Raw genomic sequence first — 15,862 nt, forward strand, 5'->3', positions numbered from 1 at the left:
TTTGCACGCGATTACCTGATCATGTAGTATCTGCAGGGAGTGATCGATCAGGTAAAGCGATTTTTTTCGACAGATATTTTCAGGGGGCGATATGAAACGAGTTGTGGGCGTCGGTGGCGTGTTTTTTAAAGCGAAGAACCCTGAAAAACTGCGTGAATGGTATCGCGATCATCTCGGTTTCAACCTCGAAGAATGGGGTGGGGTGGTATTCCAGCCCAGTGGCAGCAAGGATGCCAATGGCACCACTGACAGCGAAAAAACGGTCTGGTCCTTATTCCCCAGCGACTCAAACTATTTTGCGCCGAGTACCCAGGCTTTCATGATCAACTATCGCGTTGACGACCTGCATGCCTTGCTCGCGCAGTTGCGTCAGGAAGGCTGTGCCGTGGACGCCAAGGTGGATGAGTCAGAATATGGAAAATTTGGCTGGGTGATGGACCCCGAGGGTAACCGCGTCGAGCTGTGGGAACCACCGGCACCGTAGAACGTGTTTACGATCTGTAGCGAGCGTCAGCGGGGTGAAGAGCAGCGCAAAAAGCGGAATGTACTTGTAGTACATGAGCATTTTGAGCAGCGCATGAGCCCCGATCACGCCCGCGCAGTAAGATCGTAAATAGGTTCTAAGGTGTAAAGCTTGCTGCCGACGGAATAAAGGTTCCTGCTGCACGCAACAGGAGCCCAGCCCTGCGAATGTGTTTTACTTGTAAATGCCAACACCCAGGAAATAATTATCCACTTTTTCAATATAGGTGGTTTTTTGATCCAGTGCTTTGGTGACAGGGTTCGGCCATCTGTATTCCACCCAGCCAGAACCTTTGGTCTTGGCGATCTGCAACATCTCTCTGGTCAGCAGCTTGCCATCACCATCTTTATAATCCATCATCGGCTTACCGATCAGCTTGGGGTTGGCGGATGCCAGCATGGTGCCTTCCATGTCAAAGGCGATGACATACAGGTCACGGTCATGGAAGGCCTTGTTGGATGCATCATTAAAATCCGCCAGCGCCTTGTCCTTCCCCACCGATTTGAAATGCGCCACCGCTTTCTTCGCCATCGCCGTAGCCTGATCCGCCGTGCCCTTGTCTTCGGCTGCAACTGCCAGGGTGCTAGAGAAAAAAGCCATCATGAAAGCCAATACCAGCGAGCCTATCTTGTTCATTGTCGTCTCCTTGTTGGGAATTTTTTTGTCTGAATCAGGTGTCTTCTTGATGAAGAAAACATACGGCACCGCAACTTTATCTATTCAAGACCAGGGCCAGCCTGCCAGCCCATCAAATAAGTCTTGCATGCAGCTTAGTATAGAAGACTTGAAAATTCAATTTGCCAAAGATTGTTTCTTGCAGGTAGCATGAGCTTGCTGTTGTGGATCTGCACGGTGCTGTCCATTCTTGTAGGGTGCGCCATGCGCACCGTTTTTGTGGCATGTGAAAACCCGGTGCGCGCGGCGCACCCTACGGGATGTGGGCGATTTTTATCTTCCAGAATTTGTAAAGTGCGATGTGATCGTATAGTATTTTGAATTGACAGCAAATTCTCCAGGTGTAATCGGGACACATCCTTCAACATCGAATTTAGAATCGTATGACAGATAGCGTATTTCAATGTGCAAACTGCGGTGCCCCGTTGGCTAGCGCCAACGCTATTTGCCCGCGTTGTGAACCCGAATTTTCAGCGCCAGACAAACATACAGGCAAATACCGTTGCCCGGATTGTGCCTGTCGTTTTGATCAGCCTGATATTGCATTATGGCCGTCAAATGCGAAATGGTATCGTCCGCAAATCCAGAAGGCAAAATGCCCGCATTGCCAGGCCCTTCTGCGGGACCGCACTGTCATCCAAAGAAGCAGAACCGAAATGGCGCTGATGCTGGCGCTTATCGTTGCATCTGCGTTTTCTACCTGGCGACCAGGCACACAGATCGTATTGCTGGCGGTGTTGCTGGTATCAGAGTTCCTGCGCAAGCAGGCAGCGGCCAAGTCCCTGGCTATCGAAGAAGAAAGATATGTCCATGATCAGGCAGGGGAATAAGCCCTGTTTGTGATTGGCATTAATTTGCTGCGTTAAATTTTCTGTTTTATTTGACCGCGACCTTGTTACTTCGTAGGGTGCGCTATGTGTGCCATGTGCACCATTCACCACCATCCATTTGCGTAAACGGTGCGCGTGGCGCACCCTACGGGATGTGTGTTGCTTCGAATCTCACCGTAACCAACTCTTCGGCTACAATTGGCATTCAATTGTTCACATCCCATTTCTACCATGACATCACCCGTTTTCCGTAAATTCTCCCAGCCGCAATTGTCTGAAGCCAGCATACAGGCTGTGGCTGATGTGCTGCGTTCCAACTGGATCGCGACTGGCCCCAAGGTCACCGAACTGGAACAGGCGCTGTCACGTACCTTTGGCAATCGTCCGACCAGGTTGCTGACGTCGGCCACGGGCGCGATGGAAATTGCACTGGCGCTTTGTGATATCGGTGCGGGGGATGAAGTCATCACCTCGGCGCAAAGTTTTTTCTCGGCCATGAACATGATCGTCAAATCTGGTGCCAAGCCGGTGTTTGTGGATTGCGACCTGCTCACTCGTGCGATTGACCTGGCGCAGGTAGAGGCCGCGATTACGCCCTACACCAAGGCCATCATGCCCACCCATTTCCCCGGTGCGCTGGGGGATATGGATGCCCTGTATGCGCTGGCCAAAAAATACAAGTTGCGTGTGATTGAAGATGCAGCCCTGGTGCAGGGTTCCAAATGGCAAGGCAAACCCGTGGGGGCGTTTGGTGATATCGCCATCTTCAGTTTTCATCCCAACAAAAACATGACGACGATAGAAGGCGGGGCCATCGTCGTCAATGATGAAGCCGAAGCGCAAAGGGTAGACATCTTGCGTTTTCATGGCATCAGCAAATTGCCAGACCAGAGCCGTGATGTGGTCGAAGCCAGCGGCAAGTTCAACATGTCGGATGTATCCGCCGTGCTTGGCCTGCACCAACTGGCCCAGTTTGATGACTTCATGGCGCAGCGCCAGGTTTTGGCAGACCGTTATTTTGAACGCTTCCCCCAACTGCAGGGCGTCGTGCTGCCACCTCATGGGCAGACCGGGCAAGCCGACCAGACCTGGAATATGTTTTGCGTACTCATCCCGTATGAACAATTCGGCCACACCCGCAGCAGCTTTCGCAATGCCTTGAACGATGCCGGCATAGGCACAGGCCTTTCCTACGAAGTCTGCCACCTGACCACCGTTGGCAAACACTTCGGCTACCACGAAGGCATGTTCCCCAACGCCGAACGCATCGCCCGCGAAACTGTCACGCTGCCTTTGCATGTGGGCTTGACGCTGGGGGATGTGGATGAGATTTGTGCGGTGGTGGGTAAGGTGTTGGCTGGATGAAATTGATTGAGACACTACGGAGAATACATTGAGAGAAAAATGTGCTCAACATCGCTTACTTGTAAGCCTCCAGTGCACATATTTAGATTGTCTTTAAATTAATAATGTTGTACGCTTAATATGGATAGAAGATAGTTGCTTCTGGGATTTTCTTGTCTTGATAAACCGATTGTTTGCCCGATTCCGTTCGTATTCCAAGGCAATCAAGAAAGTCCGCGTTTTTGATAGTCAGGCAATTCTTATCTACCTCATGCATCATTTCTTGATGTGAAACATATTAAAAGTAAGGGCAGAACGTGGATCAACGGGCAATCAATATTGGCAACGGAAATTCGATTGTCCAAATCATTGGCGAAGGTAATCCACACCTGACACTGACGCGTTTCTTCGGCCAGCGCACCATACATAAAGACCTTGATCGCTTATCACCATATACCCGCTCTACATCCTTGATCGGAAGAGAAGCCGAGTTGGCTAGTCTGCATAAGTTTTTGACAGGGGCGAAACCAATTGCCGCACGCGTACTCATTGGCGGCGGCGGTAGTGGAAAAACCCGGCTGGCGCTACATTTGTGTGACCAATTGAGTGAAACCGGCTGGCAGGCGGGTTTTGTAAAACATTCGGAACTAAAACGCTTCTTCAATCAACAGAATCTTAGTCTCTGGGGTTGGGGAAGCCCTACCCTGATCGTGGTGGACTATGCGGCCGAACATGCAGCCTTGCTTAGTGAATGGTTTGATGAGCTGTCTGATCGTATTGAGGAATCGCCGCATCTATTACGTCTGCTGCTGCTGGAGCGGCACGCCAGCGCGGATAGTGGCTGGTGGCAAACAGTATTTGCTTCTGGAGGATTTGGCTCAAGCAGCAAACGTGCTTTGCTTGACCCGCCTGAGCCTATCTCTATCCTGCCTCTGTTCGCTGCCGAAGATAGACTGACACTGCTGCGTGATATGTTGACGCAGATGTACGATCAAAATGAACCGCTGTCCTTACCCGACACTCCGGAATTTCGTGAAAAGCTGATGAAACTGGATTGGGGTGGCGACCCGCTATTCCTGTTGATGGCGTCATTGATGATGGCCAAGACGGGTGATAGCAATGCCCTTTCATTAAATCGTACTGATCTTGCAAGGGACTTGGCTGATCGCGAGTTGTTGCGACTGGGGCGGTTTGCCGAAAACAGCCATCTAGATGCCAAGCTGATACAGCATCTTGCCGCATGCGTTACCCTGGCGCAGGGTATGGACAGAAATGACTTCGAGGAATTTGCAGAGAAAGAAAAGGCAGCGGTCCACAGACCAAGCAATGATGTTGGCAGTCTAGCCGACATGTTGTGCCAAGCGTTGCCACGACATAAGGGCATTGCCCCCGTGCTACCAGATTTGATTGGTGAAGCGCTGATTTTGCGGATGTTCTCCAAAATTTCTGATGATGAAGCTGCCGTCGTGCGCTGCTGGTCTCACTTTGGGCAGTCAGTGGTCGCAAGCATAATCCGTTGTGCGCAGGATCTCGCAACGTCAGACAAGTCAGAACCGCCGTTGCGCTGGATTCAGGCGCTATTGGCGGCGATGGTGGGGGACGTAAAACAGGTCGCTATGTTGAACGTCAGTTTGCCAAGTGATAGTGTGGTCCTACTAGATATTAATCTGCAGGTAGCCGAGCAGTTGTTGGTTTTGCGGAGAACTGATTCGGGCACTCAGCCACGTGAACATGCCAGCGCATTGGTGAGTCTCTCAGTTGCGCAAGCTGTCGCAGGACACCTTGAAATTGCACTGACCAGCGCGCAAGAGGCAGTAGAAATATGTCGGCTTTTGGTCGTTCAGAATCGCGATCGTTTCCTTCCTGATCTCGCAATTTCCTTGAATTGCTTTACTAACCGCCTTTCCAATTTAGGACGACGCGAAACGGCATTGGAGGTAGCGCAAGAGACAACTGATTTATATCGAGAGCTTATTCTTATTTGGCCAAAATTTTTTTTGCCAGCCTTAGCAACGTCGCTTAACGGTTTGTCGACAACTCTTAGTAATGTAGGCAAGCATGAAGCTGCACTCGCTGCGGCATTAGAGGCGACTGGTTTTTTCAGTGAGCTAGCCAAAAATCGGCCCGATGCTTTCCTTCCAAATTTTGCAGCGTCGCTCAACAACTTAGCCATTAGACTTTCTGATCTGGGTCAGTATGAAAAGGCTCTAACTGTGGCGAAGGAGGCAGTAACCCTACACCGTAACCTCGTTGTTCGGCGCCCTGATGTATTTCTCCCCGATTTGGCGGCATCGCTCGATAATTTGGGCTCCCGACTTGCTAGCGTGGGCCAATTCGAGCAGGCCCTGGCTGTGGCACAAGAGGCGTTAACTCTGTGTCGTACCCTCGCCATTCAGCGCTCAGTATTCCTTCATAACTTGGCCATGTCACTTAACAACGTGAGTCTTCGCCTTGTTGCCCTAGGTCAGTACAAAAGCGCACTAATAGCCGCGCAAGAAGCAGTAACCTTGCTTCGTAATTTAGCTAGTCAACGCCCTGATGTATTTCTCCCACACTTGGCAACATCGCTTATTGTATTGGCGCTTAGACTTGAGGCTGTTGGTAGGACCAATGATGCTGCGTCTTCCGCGCACGAAGCCATAATTACCTTGTTGCCGGACTTTGCACGCTATCCGGGTGCTCATGAAAAATTAATTCATGCCATGATGCTAGATTATCTAAAATTATGTGAGAAAGCTGAGCAAGAACCGGATTCTGTACTGTTAACGAAACTATTACCCTTTCTTAACGAGGAGTAAAGCATCATGAATATGGACATAATTAACACCTTAATTACTTCGGTAACTACTGCTTTGCCGTTGCTCTTCTACAAGGCTGCTGAATCAGGTGCCGGTGAAATCGGTAAATCCACCGCGTTGGCCGCAGTGAAAAAGCTCAAGGATGGGCTCTCGCATCCTGGTACCACCGAAGTACTGGATGATCTGATCAGCGAGCCAGAAAACAAGGAGATTACAGGCGTACTGGCATATCAGTTAAAAAAAGCACTTACTGCAAATCCGGAATTAATAACTGTCCTGCAGGAATGGGTCAAAGACAACGCGCCAGCCGCGGCGGCAACTGTTCATCAAACAGCCATCAATATTGGAAACAGCAATTCGATTACACAAACAAACACCAATAGATAGTTGGTTTGGTAGCGAATTGCAATAGACGGGGTTGAAATGCTCAACGATAGTTGAGCGTGCAGGCCGCGCTGTATGATGATTGATATCCCGCCATCAATAATTATTCACTTACCGTTCCCCTTGAATTCAGCCGCTCTGCAAAGATGTCCACGCATTGTATTGCAGCGGCTGTGCTGAGACCGACATACAGACTTTTCAGCAAGACGACTGCCTGCGCTTTTCGCTTAGCTGCGATTTCGTTCAATACTTCATCTGTTGCGATGATTTTTTGCTGGATACCCATAGGAAGGTGAATGGGGTGCCACTCGCCCCAATCCAGAGAGCGCGGGAAGCTTCGCCAGGTGGAAATGTTCTCGTTACAAATATAGCCGCGTATGGTGTCGCGTGTCAGATTTGTGCAGGCCTGGCATTTTTCTGGAACAAAAAGAATACGGTTCGACGTGTCAGGCATAGGGACAGGAGTGCAAGGGCCGTTCACCGTACATGGCCCATAGTCAAGAGATTGATAATCTTCAACATCGTCCAAAGCGCGTGTGCATGAGCCTTCAAACAGGTGTTTGCAGGATGTGCATTTTTCTGGAACAGCGCCATGTAAGACCATATGCCCATAGGGGACTGGTGCAAGGCTTCCTTTTACTGTGCAGGCTGGAAAAGATTTTCTATACATGGCATTCAGATATGGGAAACAGCGGCACCAAACCAGCCAGCACGAAGTAGCGGGATTTGGAAGCCAGCGCTATTAGCAGAACGGCCAGTGCACCAAGCAGGCATTTGAGTAAGAGGGCAATCATGGAATCGATTGGTATTATGGACCAAGTCAGAATGCCAGTCTAGCGGACTTGACGGTAGTTCAAGCTGGTGTATCCCTTCTTTGTATGGCAGACTTTGATTTGCTACATTGCCTGAAATAAGCCATCAACAAACCTGAATATCTTCATGCAGTCACAGCAGGTTGCATTCTCACATCCAAGGAGATTAACATGCCCCAAGCCACCGGAACTTTCACCATCAAGATGACACCGCAGCCTGCTGCCAGCGAGATTGCGGAGGCGGCTTTGGGTCGCCAGACGTTTGATAAACATTTTGTTGGCGAGCTGGAAGCGCATAGCCTGGGGGAGATGCTGGCGGCGGGTACGGCGACCAAGGGTTCTGCCGGTTATGTGGCGATGGAGCGTGTGACGGGTACGCTGCAAGGGAGGAAGGGCAGCTTTGTGCTGATGCATACCGGCGTCATGAGCCGTGGCATGCCGTCGCTGACGGTGCAGGTGGTGCCGGATTCTGGCACGGATGAACTGACCGGGCTCAGCGGCAAGCTGGCGATAGATATCAGCAATGGGCAGCATCATTACAGCTTTGATTATGCGCTGCCCTAAGCAGCAATAACCCAAGCAATAACCCAGACAACAACGCAAACAACAACCCAAGCAACAACTTAAGTACCAGCGCAAACAACAACTAAAGCAACAACGCAAGCACCAACTACAATTCTCCCAATAATGCCCGCACATAATTGATCGGGGCATGGTCTGCCAGGTGGCGAAACGGCACATTGCCTGGGATGCTGGCGCGTTCCAGCGCGTAGGCGGCGGTGGCGACTTGCTGGTCGGCTTCCATCTCTGTGCTGCCCATGCCGGGCGGCATGACGCCGTTGCGGTCTATGTAGCGCAGGCCTTCCAGGTGCTGATAACAAGCTGATTCTGGTGGCAGTTTGGTGACCAAATCGGCGCAGTTGACGTAGCGTGCTACCTCGCGCCCGGTAAAGCTGGCGGCAAATTGGGCATTGCCGACACAGGGTGAACCGAAATTGACCAGCCGTGTGCCTGGGTATTTGGCAGCGGCCAGGGTTGCCAGTGCTGCGCCCAGGCTGTGGCCACATATCCAGACGGTATTGGCTTCGCAGCGCCGGAACCATGCATCGAGTTCTTTTTCTAGACTTTGAAACGCGGCCAGAAAACCGGAATGCACGGTGCCACGCCCCTTCCACTCGGCAGGGACGAAGCGGATATCGGCGATCTGGTCTGTGATGTCATCGGTCTGCGTGCCTCTGAAGCTGAGGTAACTGGTATTGCCGTCGGCACTGCTGACGGCAAATGCCTGGCTGCCGCTGTCTGCATTTTTAAAAAATTGCAGCTTGTCCATCTGCGCATTGGCCAGGCTATTTTCCAGCGCGGCCAATGGCTGGCCACCCTGTTCAAAGCGCCAGTAGGCCAGTCGCGACAGTTCGGCGCAAGTGGCGTGGCTGGTCCACTTTTTATCTTTGCTCAGCAGTGCGGGTTGCTGTTCCGGGTGAAACAGCGCGGTTTCGCTGGGGTCGTATTGCATACATCATCCTTGCTTGAATTTTTTGTTGACGATGCCAGCCAAAATCGCTGCTGTCACTGATACGGTCAGATGCACAGGATTTCAAGATAGTGCATACAAGCCAGATCGACAAGCGAAGGGTGGCAAACTTGCCATCATATTTGCTTTTTCTTATAGAGTGATTAAAATGTTATGGACTTTGGATGGCTTTGGATGAAACTTTTTTGATGGTCGCGTTGTAGGACAACACTTTAGGAGTAGGCGTAATGACTTTGTCCAGATTGAATCACGTAGCGGGTGCCGTAGTTGCATTGTTTGCCATCAGTGGTACGGCCCAGGCTGAACTTTGCCCCGGTGTGCAAAAAGTCAGCCTGGCGTATGGCGGCAATCAACTGGCGCAGTGGGAAGGCAATTCCAGCCAGGTCCACAAGCTGACGCTGCCAAATGGTTTTGTGCTGGGTGTCAAAACCGAGCAGGGCGCGAGGGAAATTTATGAGCGCGATTTCCAACGCAGCGTGACGCAGACGACAGAACTGGTCAAGATCAGCCTGTATGATTATTCTGGCGCGGTGCCACGTTATTTGACATCGACCTGGGGCGGCAGCCAATCCAAACAGGGCTATGGCCCCAAAGGTGGTGCTGACCGTGTGGATGAACTGGGCAGCGGCATCGTCCTGACCCTGGACAAACCAGCCTGCACCATCACCAAGCTGGACCTGGCCGCTATCCCGACGGAAAAAGAGCTGGGGCAAAGCCGGGAATCCTTGGTGCCGGATGAAAAAACCAGACAGTGGATGCAGGCAGCCCAGCAGGATATTGCCAAAAAACGCTATGTGGTATCACTGTACAAGGACAGCCTGCCAGCCGAAGTCAGTACCAGGCTGGCGCAATTGCTGAACAAGGATGGTATCGAGCTGGAACTGATACAGCCCGGCGATGCGCATGATGCCAAAGCGTATTTGATGGGCTATGCCCGCACCATGCTCAGCGCCATCGATGCCCAGTTTGGCAAAGAACACGGCAAGAATATCGAGCGTCAGTTGAAGGCTGAATTCAAGCTGTAAATAATTTGTAAATACATAGATAGGACTTACGAAAAATTGTTCCAGCAAGGCGTAGCGACGAAGACAGTACTTTAGTACGACTAGTCGCTGCAACGCAGTTGGGGCGGTTTTGCGTAAGTCCTAGTAGATTCACGGATATCTCCAGGCAGCACATCCTGCAACTCTTTTGCATGAATGCTGCTACTTTTTACCTCCAGGTGGACAGTCGCCGCCAGCTTCTGCATGCTGCGCCAACACCACTTATCAACTGGAGGATCATCATGCCGCATTACAAACTAGCCCACAATAAGCTGAACACAGCCCGCCTCAAAAGATACCTGCTGCTGATGCCACTGTGTTTTATGACGCTGCATGCGCATGCAGGTGTGCGTATAGAATTTGAACAACACAGCCAGAGCCGCCAGCCTGGCAAGCCAGAGCGCAATGGCCAGGGCCGCTATGTGACCGAGATCGATGGCATGCACTTTCGCCTGATGAATCTGTCCAGAGGGCAGGTCAGCGAAGTGTCTGACGATGACGGTGCCCATACGCGTTTCGAGCCCATGCCCGCTGACAGTCATGCCGATAGCCATGCCGACATCAACACCCCATTGTTGCCCGAAAAAGGCAGTTTGTTCGACCCGCTGGCGGGTAGCATAAAAGATGAGCACATCACCATCAGTCCGCCTGAACCGGTGGCGAACTGGAATGGCTATGCCGCCCGCCGTTACCGAGTCGAATTGCGGTACACGGTGGTGGCGCGGCTGGTGCTGATCTTCACGCGGCGCTTTGCGCATGTCGAGCACTACGAGATCATCGTGGCCGATATTCCTGCATCGGCATCGGCCGTACGGCTGGCATTGACGCGGGGTTATGGGCGTACCCTTGGCCTGCATCCGGAAGCTTTTTTGGGCTTCCCTGTCAAAATCACCGGGCAACTGCGTTCACGTGATGCCGCCAGCAAGGATGCAGCGGGTGATTTTATGGTGGATATGGAATTGCAGGCGCTCAGTATCAGCGCCTGGCAATTGCCCTGAATCAGGTCTGCATCTCAGCGGTGGCGAGCAATGTCGGCATCTGCATCATGGTGCTTGGCTCTTTCGGCGTCTCCAGCATGTTCGATATCGCAGCCACAAAGGCGTTTTTATCCGGCGTTGGCCCAAGGCCGAAGTTGGCGCGATTGCCGTTACGGATGCCAGTCAGCATCGTAAACATTTTGTCGGCTTTGGGTATGATGCTGAGCTCAAGACTGTAGGTGTAGTAGCTGCCATATTCTTCATCCTGAACGATGGCGACAAAATAGGTCTCGTTTCTGGCAACGGGCTTGGGCATTTTGATGGTGATGATTTCTTTGCCGGATGCCGTCTGGTCGACATAGACTTCAATCTCGTCGCTGGGGATGATGTGCGCCGGGTCTTTGATCGATTTTTTTCCATAATCGTCCCATATGCTGGCGAACAAGGAGCGCCCTTTGCTTTTCAGGCCATTGACAAAAGGGCTTGCATGTTCACTTTGTAAAAGCGCTTGTAACACCATGCGCGTCATGGCGAAATGATGGTCGCGGGTGCGGGAGTCGGCAGGCGCTTGCGCTGGGTTGGGGTCTGAATCTGGGGCTGGCTCGTCGTCTGCCAGCTGTTCTGGTTCAGCATGTAATATTTTTCCCCTGGCGAGAACATAGATATTCAGGCCGAAGGTAAGGCCAAACCAGATGACCTGCCACAATGGAATCGGGTCTATTGGCCTGCTGCCTTGCCTTAGGTTAGACAGCAATGTCAGCGAGCAGAATGCATTGAAGAACATGGCAAACAGGCGCTTGGGCAGTGCGCTGTCGTACGTGTTCGCCCACAAACCCAGACCGGCAGCACAGCTGAACACCAGCACGCCCATCATCTCGCTGCCCGCGCTATTGGGGGATATCCAGACACGCGCAATACGCACTGCGCCATATAAAACGACACTGATGCTGAGTAAGCGGGCAATCGCTACTGAATTCGAGGTTAAAGATTTGCTGCTCTGTACCTGCTTGTGCATGAAGGCTTCCTTTGGGATGAGCAACGGAATAATAATGCCAGAAAAATTGATTCTGGCTTGTTTTTGACCCGTTTTTGACCTGTTTTTGGCCAGCGACGATCATTCAACGGGATAGTAGCTGATCAGCAAAGCGCATGGCAAACCCGGCGGACAAACGGTTGATCTTTGTGGATAAGCGGAAAGAGTACAGGCAGGCGACTATGAGAGTACGTAGGTGAGATTAGCGAAGCGTAATCGCACGCATGTTGGCCTGGCAATGACGAAGAAGCTTCCAATTTTCCTGTCTTATCAACTGCTGAAGGCAGCATGGCGTGACAGACATGCGTACGATTACGCTCCACTAATCGTACCTACTTTCTATGAGAGTTTGTAGGTGAGATTAGCGAAGCGTAATCGCACGTATGTTGTGCCTGGCAATGATGAAGAAGCTTCCAATTTTCCTGTCTTATCAGCTATTGAAGACAGCATGCCGTGACAGACATGTGTACGATTACGCTCCACTAATCGTACCTACGTTCTGGTTAAGAAAACAAAACGGGGAAGACAGGGGCATTGCTGCCCGCTATCTTCCCCGCGTTTGGGTACGGCTGATTAGTTGCTGAACTTAGAACCTGTTTACGATCTGTAGCGAGCGAGCGTCAGCGGGGTAAGGGTAACAAAAACGCAGCGCAAAAAGCGGAATGTACTTCAGGTACATGAGCATTTTGAGCAGCGCATGAACCCCGATCACGCACGCGCAGTAAGATCGTAAATAGGTTCTTAGTTTTGCTGTGCTTTCTGGGTGTTACCAGCAACTTTGGATTCAGCAGCGGCTTTTTCAGCAGCCAGCCTGGTTTCTGTGTTGGCTTTTACCAGGGCAGCTTTTTGTGCTGGGTACCAGGCAAAACCTTCGCTGCCCAGTTCTTCACCGTTGGCACGGGCCTGTACCAGTTCAGCTACCACTTCGGCACGGGTTTTTGGGGCTGGCGTAGCAGTGTCGGCAGCAAAGACGGCAGAGCTGGTCAGGAAAAAAGCGCTGGTGGCCAAAAAGACTTGTTTCGCATTCATGATGATTTCCTATCGTATAAAAATGTAAGAGAAACCGCTTTCTATCTGACCCGAGGTCCGCTGCAAGATGAACCCGACCCGACGGGATAGTCACGTCAGTTTCATCTTGCAAGGGCCTCTACTTGTTTAAATGGGACTCGCTTGCATAAGTCCTGTCACATTGCCGTCATGAAGTGCAAGAAACAGTTCACTTCTGGCGGCAACTGAAAAAAGTCTGTCGATTGCGGCACGGTGAAAGATTGTTTTGTAGTCATCCTTCACCGATGAATGCAGTGTAGGCTTTCCGGTTTCAACAATAAAGTAGTAAATTAGGAATATACTATTGTGGAATCCGAAACAATAAAGGACTTGAAAAATGGACAGGCTGCAATCAATGCGACTTTTTTCCAAGGTCGTTGAACTGGGTAATTTCGCCAAGGCGGCACAGGCATTAGAGATGTCGAATGCTGTGGTGACCCGCTATGTTGCTGACCTGGAAGGCCATCTGGGCACGCGTTTGCTGAACCGTTCCACCCGTAAATTGTCGCTGACAGAAACCGGGCAGATCTACCTGGAACGGGTACGCCAGATCTTGGCCGACATTGATGATGCCGATGCCGTGGCCTCGTATTCGGCCAAAAAACCCAGCGGCACCTTGCGCATTTATTCTGTCCCACATTTCGGCAAAGCGCAACTGGCACCGCTGTTGCCGCAATATGCGCAAGAGTTTCCAGATGTGGTGCTGGACATCAAAATCACCGACCACCATGTGGACCTGGTGGAAGAGGGGATCGATGTCGGCTTCTTTCTCGATCTGCAAAAAATCGATGGCAACATGATTTCGCGCAAGCTGGCCACGTCTGAAGTGGTGCTGTGTGCTTCGCCCGACTATCTGAAGAAGCATGGCACGCCTAAAACGCCGGATGAAATTTCCCAGCATCGCTGCCTGAATTTCAGCTATGAGTTCTTGCGTGATAACTGGATGGTGCGCAATTCTTGCGATGGGCCAGAGCTGGGCAAACATATTCCCATCCATAGCACCGTCATTTCCAATAATGCCGATGTGCTGCGCGTCTGTGCCCTGGCCGGCATGGGCCTGGCCTTGCGCACCTCATTCCAGTTGACCGATGACGTCGTCAGCGGCCGCCTGGTCAGGCTGTTTCCGGATCAGTGTTTTGGCCGGGTATCGATTTCCATGGTCTACCCCAGCCGCCGCCTGCTGTCTGCCAAGGTGCGCAGCTTTGTTGATTTCATCCTGGCGAAATACCCCAATCCTGAAAGTGATATCTGGCTGAGTTGAGGGCCGAGCCGAGGCTTGAGTTGCGGGCTGAGTTGATAACTGAGTTGATGATGCAGGGGCGCGCAGTTATGTTTCCCCCGGTCAACAAGGCGGGCTTAGGATAAAATACAGGGCTGGAAGCTGGTGCGACCTTGTTCTGGCATTGTTCATGCTTATTTTCTGGAACAATCTCACGCGGTTTCTATCGAACAGATGGCGTCACAAAAGCATGGGACATGAGAGCGCTTGCCCACGTAAGCCAGCCCGTACCACGGGTGAAATAGAATAAGGAAACAGGGATGTCCCGCAAGAATGAAATTACTGTCGTCATGGCCAAGGTATTGCTCGCCCTGATGACAGCCTCCAGACAGCAATGGGATCAGGTGCTATGCCGCTTCCAGGCCGCTGGCAACGCGCAGAACCATTTCCAGTTCATCTGCCGCAAAGGCCGGCAGTTAAACCCGCAACATGCCAGCGCCGACTACACCGACCTGCTGGGCCCGCTGATGCTGAGCCTGTTTGACGAGCTCGAAAAAGAAGGTAAGTCCCGCCCGCTGGTGGCCGTACTGGCAGTCGATGCCAGCAAAAATTATCACCTCAAACTTGATTTCAACAACCCCCACGCCCACGACATCAGCCTGGCAGGATTAGGCAGTGACGCTTCGTATTTTGTCGGCAATGAAGTGGATGTGCCTGGGTGATGCAGATAGATCGATGCGGCAGTGTAGTCGCCGACCGGTAGGGTGCGCCACGCGCACCGATGTTTTACCTGCCGCAAAACCTGGGCGCGCGGCGCACCCACCTATTCGTTCCAACGCACTGATTGTTGACATCCGAAAATTATGAAACTGATCGTAGCTACCATTGCAATCATCGCGTCCAGCCTGGTGCACGCAACTGATTTTTCTGATCAATTGCAAGCTATGGGTTTTAGCAAGCAAGTGCGTGAGCAAAGAGGTGGTATCCATTTGGACCGCATCAAATTACCATTTTATGGCGTCAAGACTACCGGCACGCAATTGCAGGTGGAAGCGGATCAACCTGTACGGAATGGTATCCGTACTAGCATAGACGGAAAATTGTATCGCTATCAAGCCATTAACAACGGTGAATTTGGTGGCAAGCTGCTTGCCACGGATGCGAAAGCGAATTCGTTCACGGTGGTCGAAGACAATATTGTCGGTTTCTTCAAATTGCAAAACCAGCTATTTGTGCTGACCGGTCTGCTCCATATGGGAATCGACGTGGGAAGCCTTTATCGTCTGGATGAAGTTGAAGGCAAACCCAGATTGAGTTTGGTCACATTATTGACTGGCGCACCGGTCGACGTAGTGACTGATGGCGGGCGTGTATTTATACTGACGACAGGTGATCTGGAGATGGTAGACCTCAGTGATCACCGCCCCAGTCTGCAGATCATCGTCCATGACGGCCCTTGGTATTCTGTTCCATTCAATCTTGCCATGTCAGGCTCGCAATTCGCCATTGGCATGCATGCGGGTGTAGTAGTGGTCAATTATGATAAGTTTCGCCGACAGGCGACCGTACAGTATTATGCCAAGTAATCTGATGACGCGTGTAGTCGTCGATCTGGAGTAGGGTGCGCCGCGCGCACCGGCTTTTTG

The 15,862-nt window shown here is 51.6% G+C and carries 18 protein-coding genes; 12 read left to right on the plus strand and 6 right to left on the minus strand.

What is annotated here, in order from left to right:
* Positions 1-91: 91 nt before the first annotated feature.
* Positions 92-484, plus strand: a complete 393-nt coding sequence (locus ACO0K9_RS24475) for a VOC family protein (protein ID WP_422989347.1) — start codon at positions 92-94, stop codon at positions 482-484.
* A gap of 213 nt (positions 485-697) precedes the next feature.
* Here ACO0K9_RS24475 and ACO0K9_RS24480 read toward each other — a convergent pair whose 3' ends face one another.
* Positions 698-1,159 carry a cache domain-containing protein gene (locus tag ACO0K9_RS24480; RefSeq protein ID WP_422989349.1) on the minus strand — a complete coding sequence of 154 codons (462 nt, stop codon included), beginning with the start codon at positions 1,157-1,159 and terminating at the stop codon, positions 698-700.
* Here ACO0K9_RS24480 and ACO0K9_RS24485 point away from each other — a divergent pair.
* From ACO0K9_RS24485 to ACO0K9_RS24505, 5 genes are all read left to right on the plus strand, one after another.
* Complete coding sequence (locus ACO0K9_RS24485) at positions 1,152-1,352, plus strand: hypothetical protein (RefSeq protein ID WP_422989351.1); 201 nt, start codon at positions 1,152-1,154, stop codon at positions 1,350-1,352. The genes ACO0K9_RS24480 and ACO0K9_RS24485 overlap by 8 nt on opposite strands.
* 502 nt (positions 1,353-1,854) lie before the next feature.
* Positions 1,855-2,028, plus strand: a complete 174-nt coding sequence (locus ACO0K9_RS24490; RefSeq protein ID WP_422989353.1) for a hypothetical protein — start codon at positions 1,855-1,857, stop codon at positions 2,026-2,028.
* A gap of 231 nt (positions 2,029-2,259) precedes the next feature.
* A complete protein-coding gene (locus ACO0K9_RS24495) occupies positions 2,260-3,393 on the plus strand; it encodes a DegT/DnrJ/EryC1/StrS family aminotransferase (RefSeq protein ID WP_422989355.1) in 1,134 nt (377 codons plus the stop codon).
* 296 nt (positions 3,394-3,689) lie between these two features.
* Complete coding sequence (locus ACO0K9_RS24500; protein ID WP_422989357.1) at positions 3,690-6,170, plus strand: tetratricopeptide repeat protein; 2,481 nt, start codon at positions 3,690-3,692, stop codon at positions 6,168-6,170.
* Positions 6,171-6,176: 6 nt separating this feature from the next.
* Positions 6,177-6,557 carry a hypothetical protein gene (locus ACO0K9_RS24505; RefSeq protein WP_422989359.1) on the plus strand — a complete coding sequence of 127 codons (381 nt, stop codon included), beginning with the start codon at positions 6,177-6,179 and terminating at the stop codon, positions 6,555-6,557.
* A 100-nt stretch (positions 6,558-6,657) separates the two neighbouring features.
* Here the strand turns inward: ACO0K9_RS24505 and ACO0K9_RS24510 are convergent, their stop codons facing one another.
* Together ACO0K9_RS24510 and ACO0K9_RS24515 are read right to left on the minus strand one after the other, a co-directional pair.
* Positions 6,658-7,224 (minus strand): hypothetical protein, encoded by a 567-nt coding sequence (locus tag ACO0K9_RS24510; protein ID WP_422989361.1) that lies wholly within the window; start codon positions 7,222-7,224, stop codon positions 6,658-6,660.
* The gene (locus ACO0K9_RS24515; RefSeq protein WP_422989363.1) at positions 7,217-7,348 is read right to left on the minus strand and encodes a GlpM family protein; all 132 of its coding nucleotides are present in this window, start codon (positions 7,346-7,348) and stop codon (positions 7,217-7,219) included. Before ACO0K9_RS24515 ends, ACO0K9_RS24510 begins: the two co-directional genes overlap by 8 nt.
* Positions 7,349-7,537: 189 nt before the next feature.
* Here ACO0K9_RS24515 and ACO0K9_RS24520 point away from each other — a divergent pair, with 189 nt between their 5' ends.
* On the plus strand, positions 7,538-7,930 hold the full coding sequence (locus ACO0K9_RS24520) for a DUF3224 domain-containing protein (RefSeq protein WP_422989365.1): 393 nt from the start codon (positions 7,538-7,540) through the stop codon (positions 7,928-7,930).
* Positions 7,931-8,036: 106 nt separating this feature from the next.
* Here the strand turns inward: ACO0K9_RS24520 and ACO0K9_RS24525 are convergent, their stop codons facing one another.
* Entirely contained in the window at positions 8,037-8,879 is an 843-nt protein-coding gene (locus ACO0K9_RS24525) for a lipase family protein (RefSeq protein ID WP_422989367.1), read from the minus strand.
* A 245-nt stretch (positions 8,880-9,124) separates the two neighbouring features.
* On the opposite strand from ACO0K9_RS24525, the gene ACO0K9_RS24530 reads away from it, so the two are divergent.
* Both ACO0K9_RS24530 and ACO0K9_RS24535 read left to right on the plus strand, forming a co-directional pair.
* Positions 9,125-9,922, plus strand: a complete 798-nt coding sequence (locus ACO0K9_RS24530; RefSeq protein ID WP_422989369.1) for a hypothetical protein — start codon at positions 9,125-9,127, stop codon at positions 9,920-9,922.
* Positions 9,923-10,182: 260 nt separating this feature from the next.
* Complete coding sequence (locus ACO0K9_RS24535) at positions 10,183-10,938, plus strand: hypothetical protein (RefSeq protein ID WP_422989371.1); 756 nt, start codon at positions 10,183-10,185, stop codon at positions 10,936-10,938.
* A gap of 1 nt (position 10,939) precedes the next feature.
* Here the strand turns inward: ACO0K9_RS24535 and ACO0K9_RS24540 are convergent, their stop codons facing one another.
* Entirely contained in the window at positions 10,940-11,932 is a 993-nt protein-coding gene (locus ACO0K9_RS24540) for a hypothetical protein (protein WP_422989373.1), read from the minus strand.
* Positions 11,933-12,691: 759 nt separating this feature from the next.
* Positions 12,692-12,979, minus strand: a complete 288-nt coding sequence (locus ACO0K9_RS24545) for a DUF4148 domain-containing protein (RefSeq protein ID WP_422989375.1) — start codon at positions 12,977-12,979, stop codon at positions 12,692-12,694.
* Between the two features lie 355 nt (positions 12,980-13,334).
* Between ACO0K9_RS24545 and ACO0K9_RS24550 the strand changes: the two genes are divergently transcribed.
* The 3 genes from ACO0K9_RS24550 (at position 13,335) to ACO0K9_RS24560 (ending at position 15,802) form a co-directional block, all read left to right on the plus strand.
* The gene (locus ACO0K9_RS24550) at positions 13,335-14,258 is read left to right on the plus strand and encodes a LysR family transcriptional regulator (protein ID WP_422989377.1); all 924 of its coding nucleotides are present in this window, start codon (positions 13,335-13,337) and stop codon (positions 14,256-14,258) included.
* Positions 14,259-14,536: 278 nt separating this feature from the next.
* The gene (locus ACO0K9_RS24555; protein ID WP_422989379.1) at positions 14,537-14,938 is read left to right on the plus strand and encodes a hypothetical protein; all 402 of its coding nucleotides are present in this window, start codon (positions 14,537-14,539) and stop codon (positions 14,936-14,938) included.
* Between the two features lie 141 nt (positions 14,939-15,079).
* Complete coding sequence (locus ACO0K9_RS24560; RefSeq protein ID WP_422989381.1) at positions 15,080-15,802, plus strand: hypothetical protein; 723 nt, start codon at positions 15,080-15,082, stop codon at positions 15,800-15,802.
* The last annotated feature ends 60 nt before the right edge of the window (positions 15,803-15,862 follow it).

This window comes from Undibacterium sp. Ji50W (assembly GCF_049340445.1).
Taxonomy (GTDB): domain Bacteria; phylum Pseudomonadota; class Gammaproteobacteria; order Burkholderiales; family Burkholderiaceae_D; genus Undibacterium.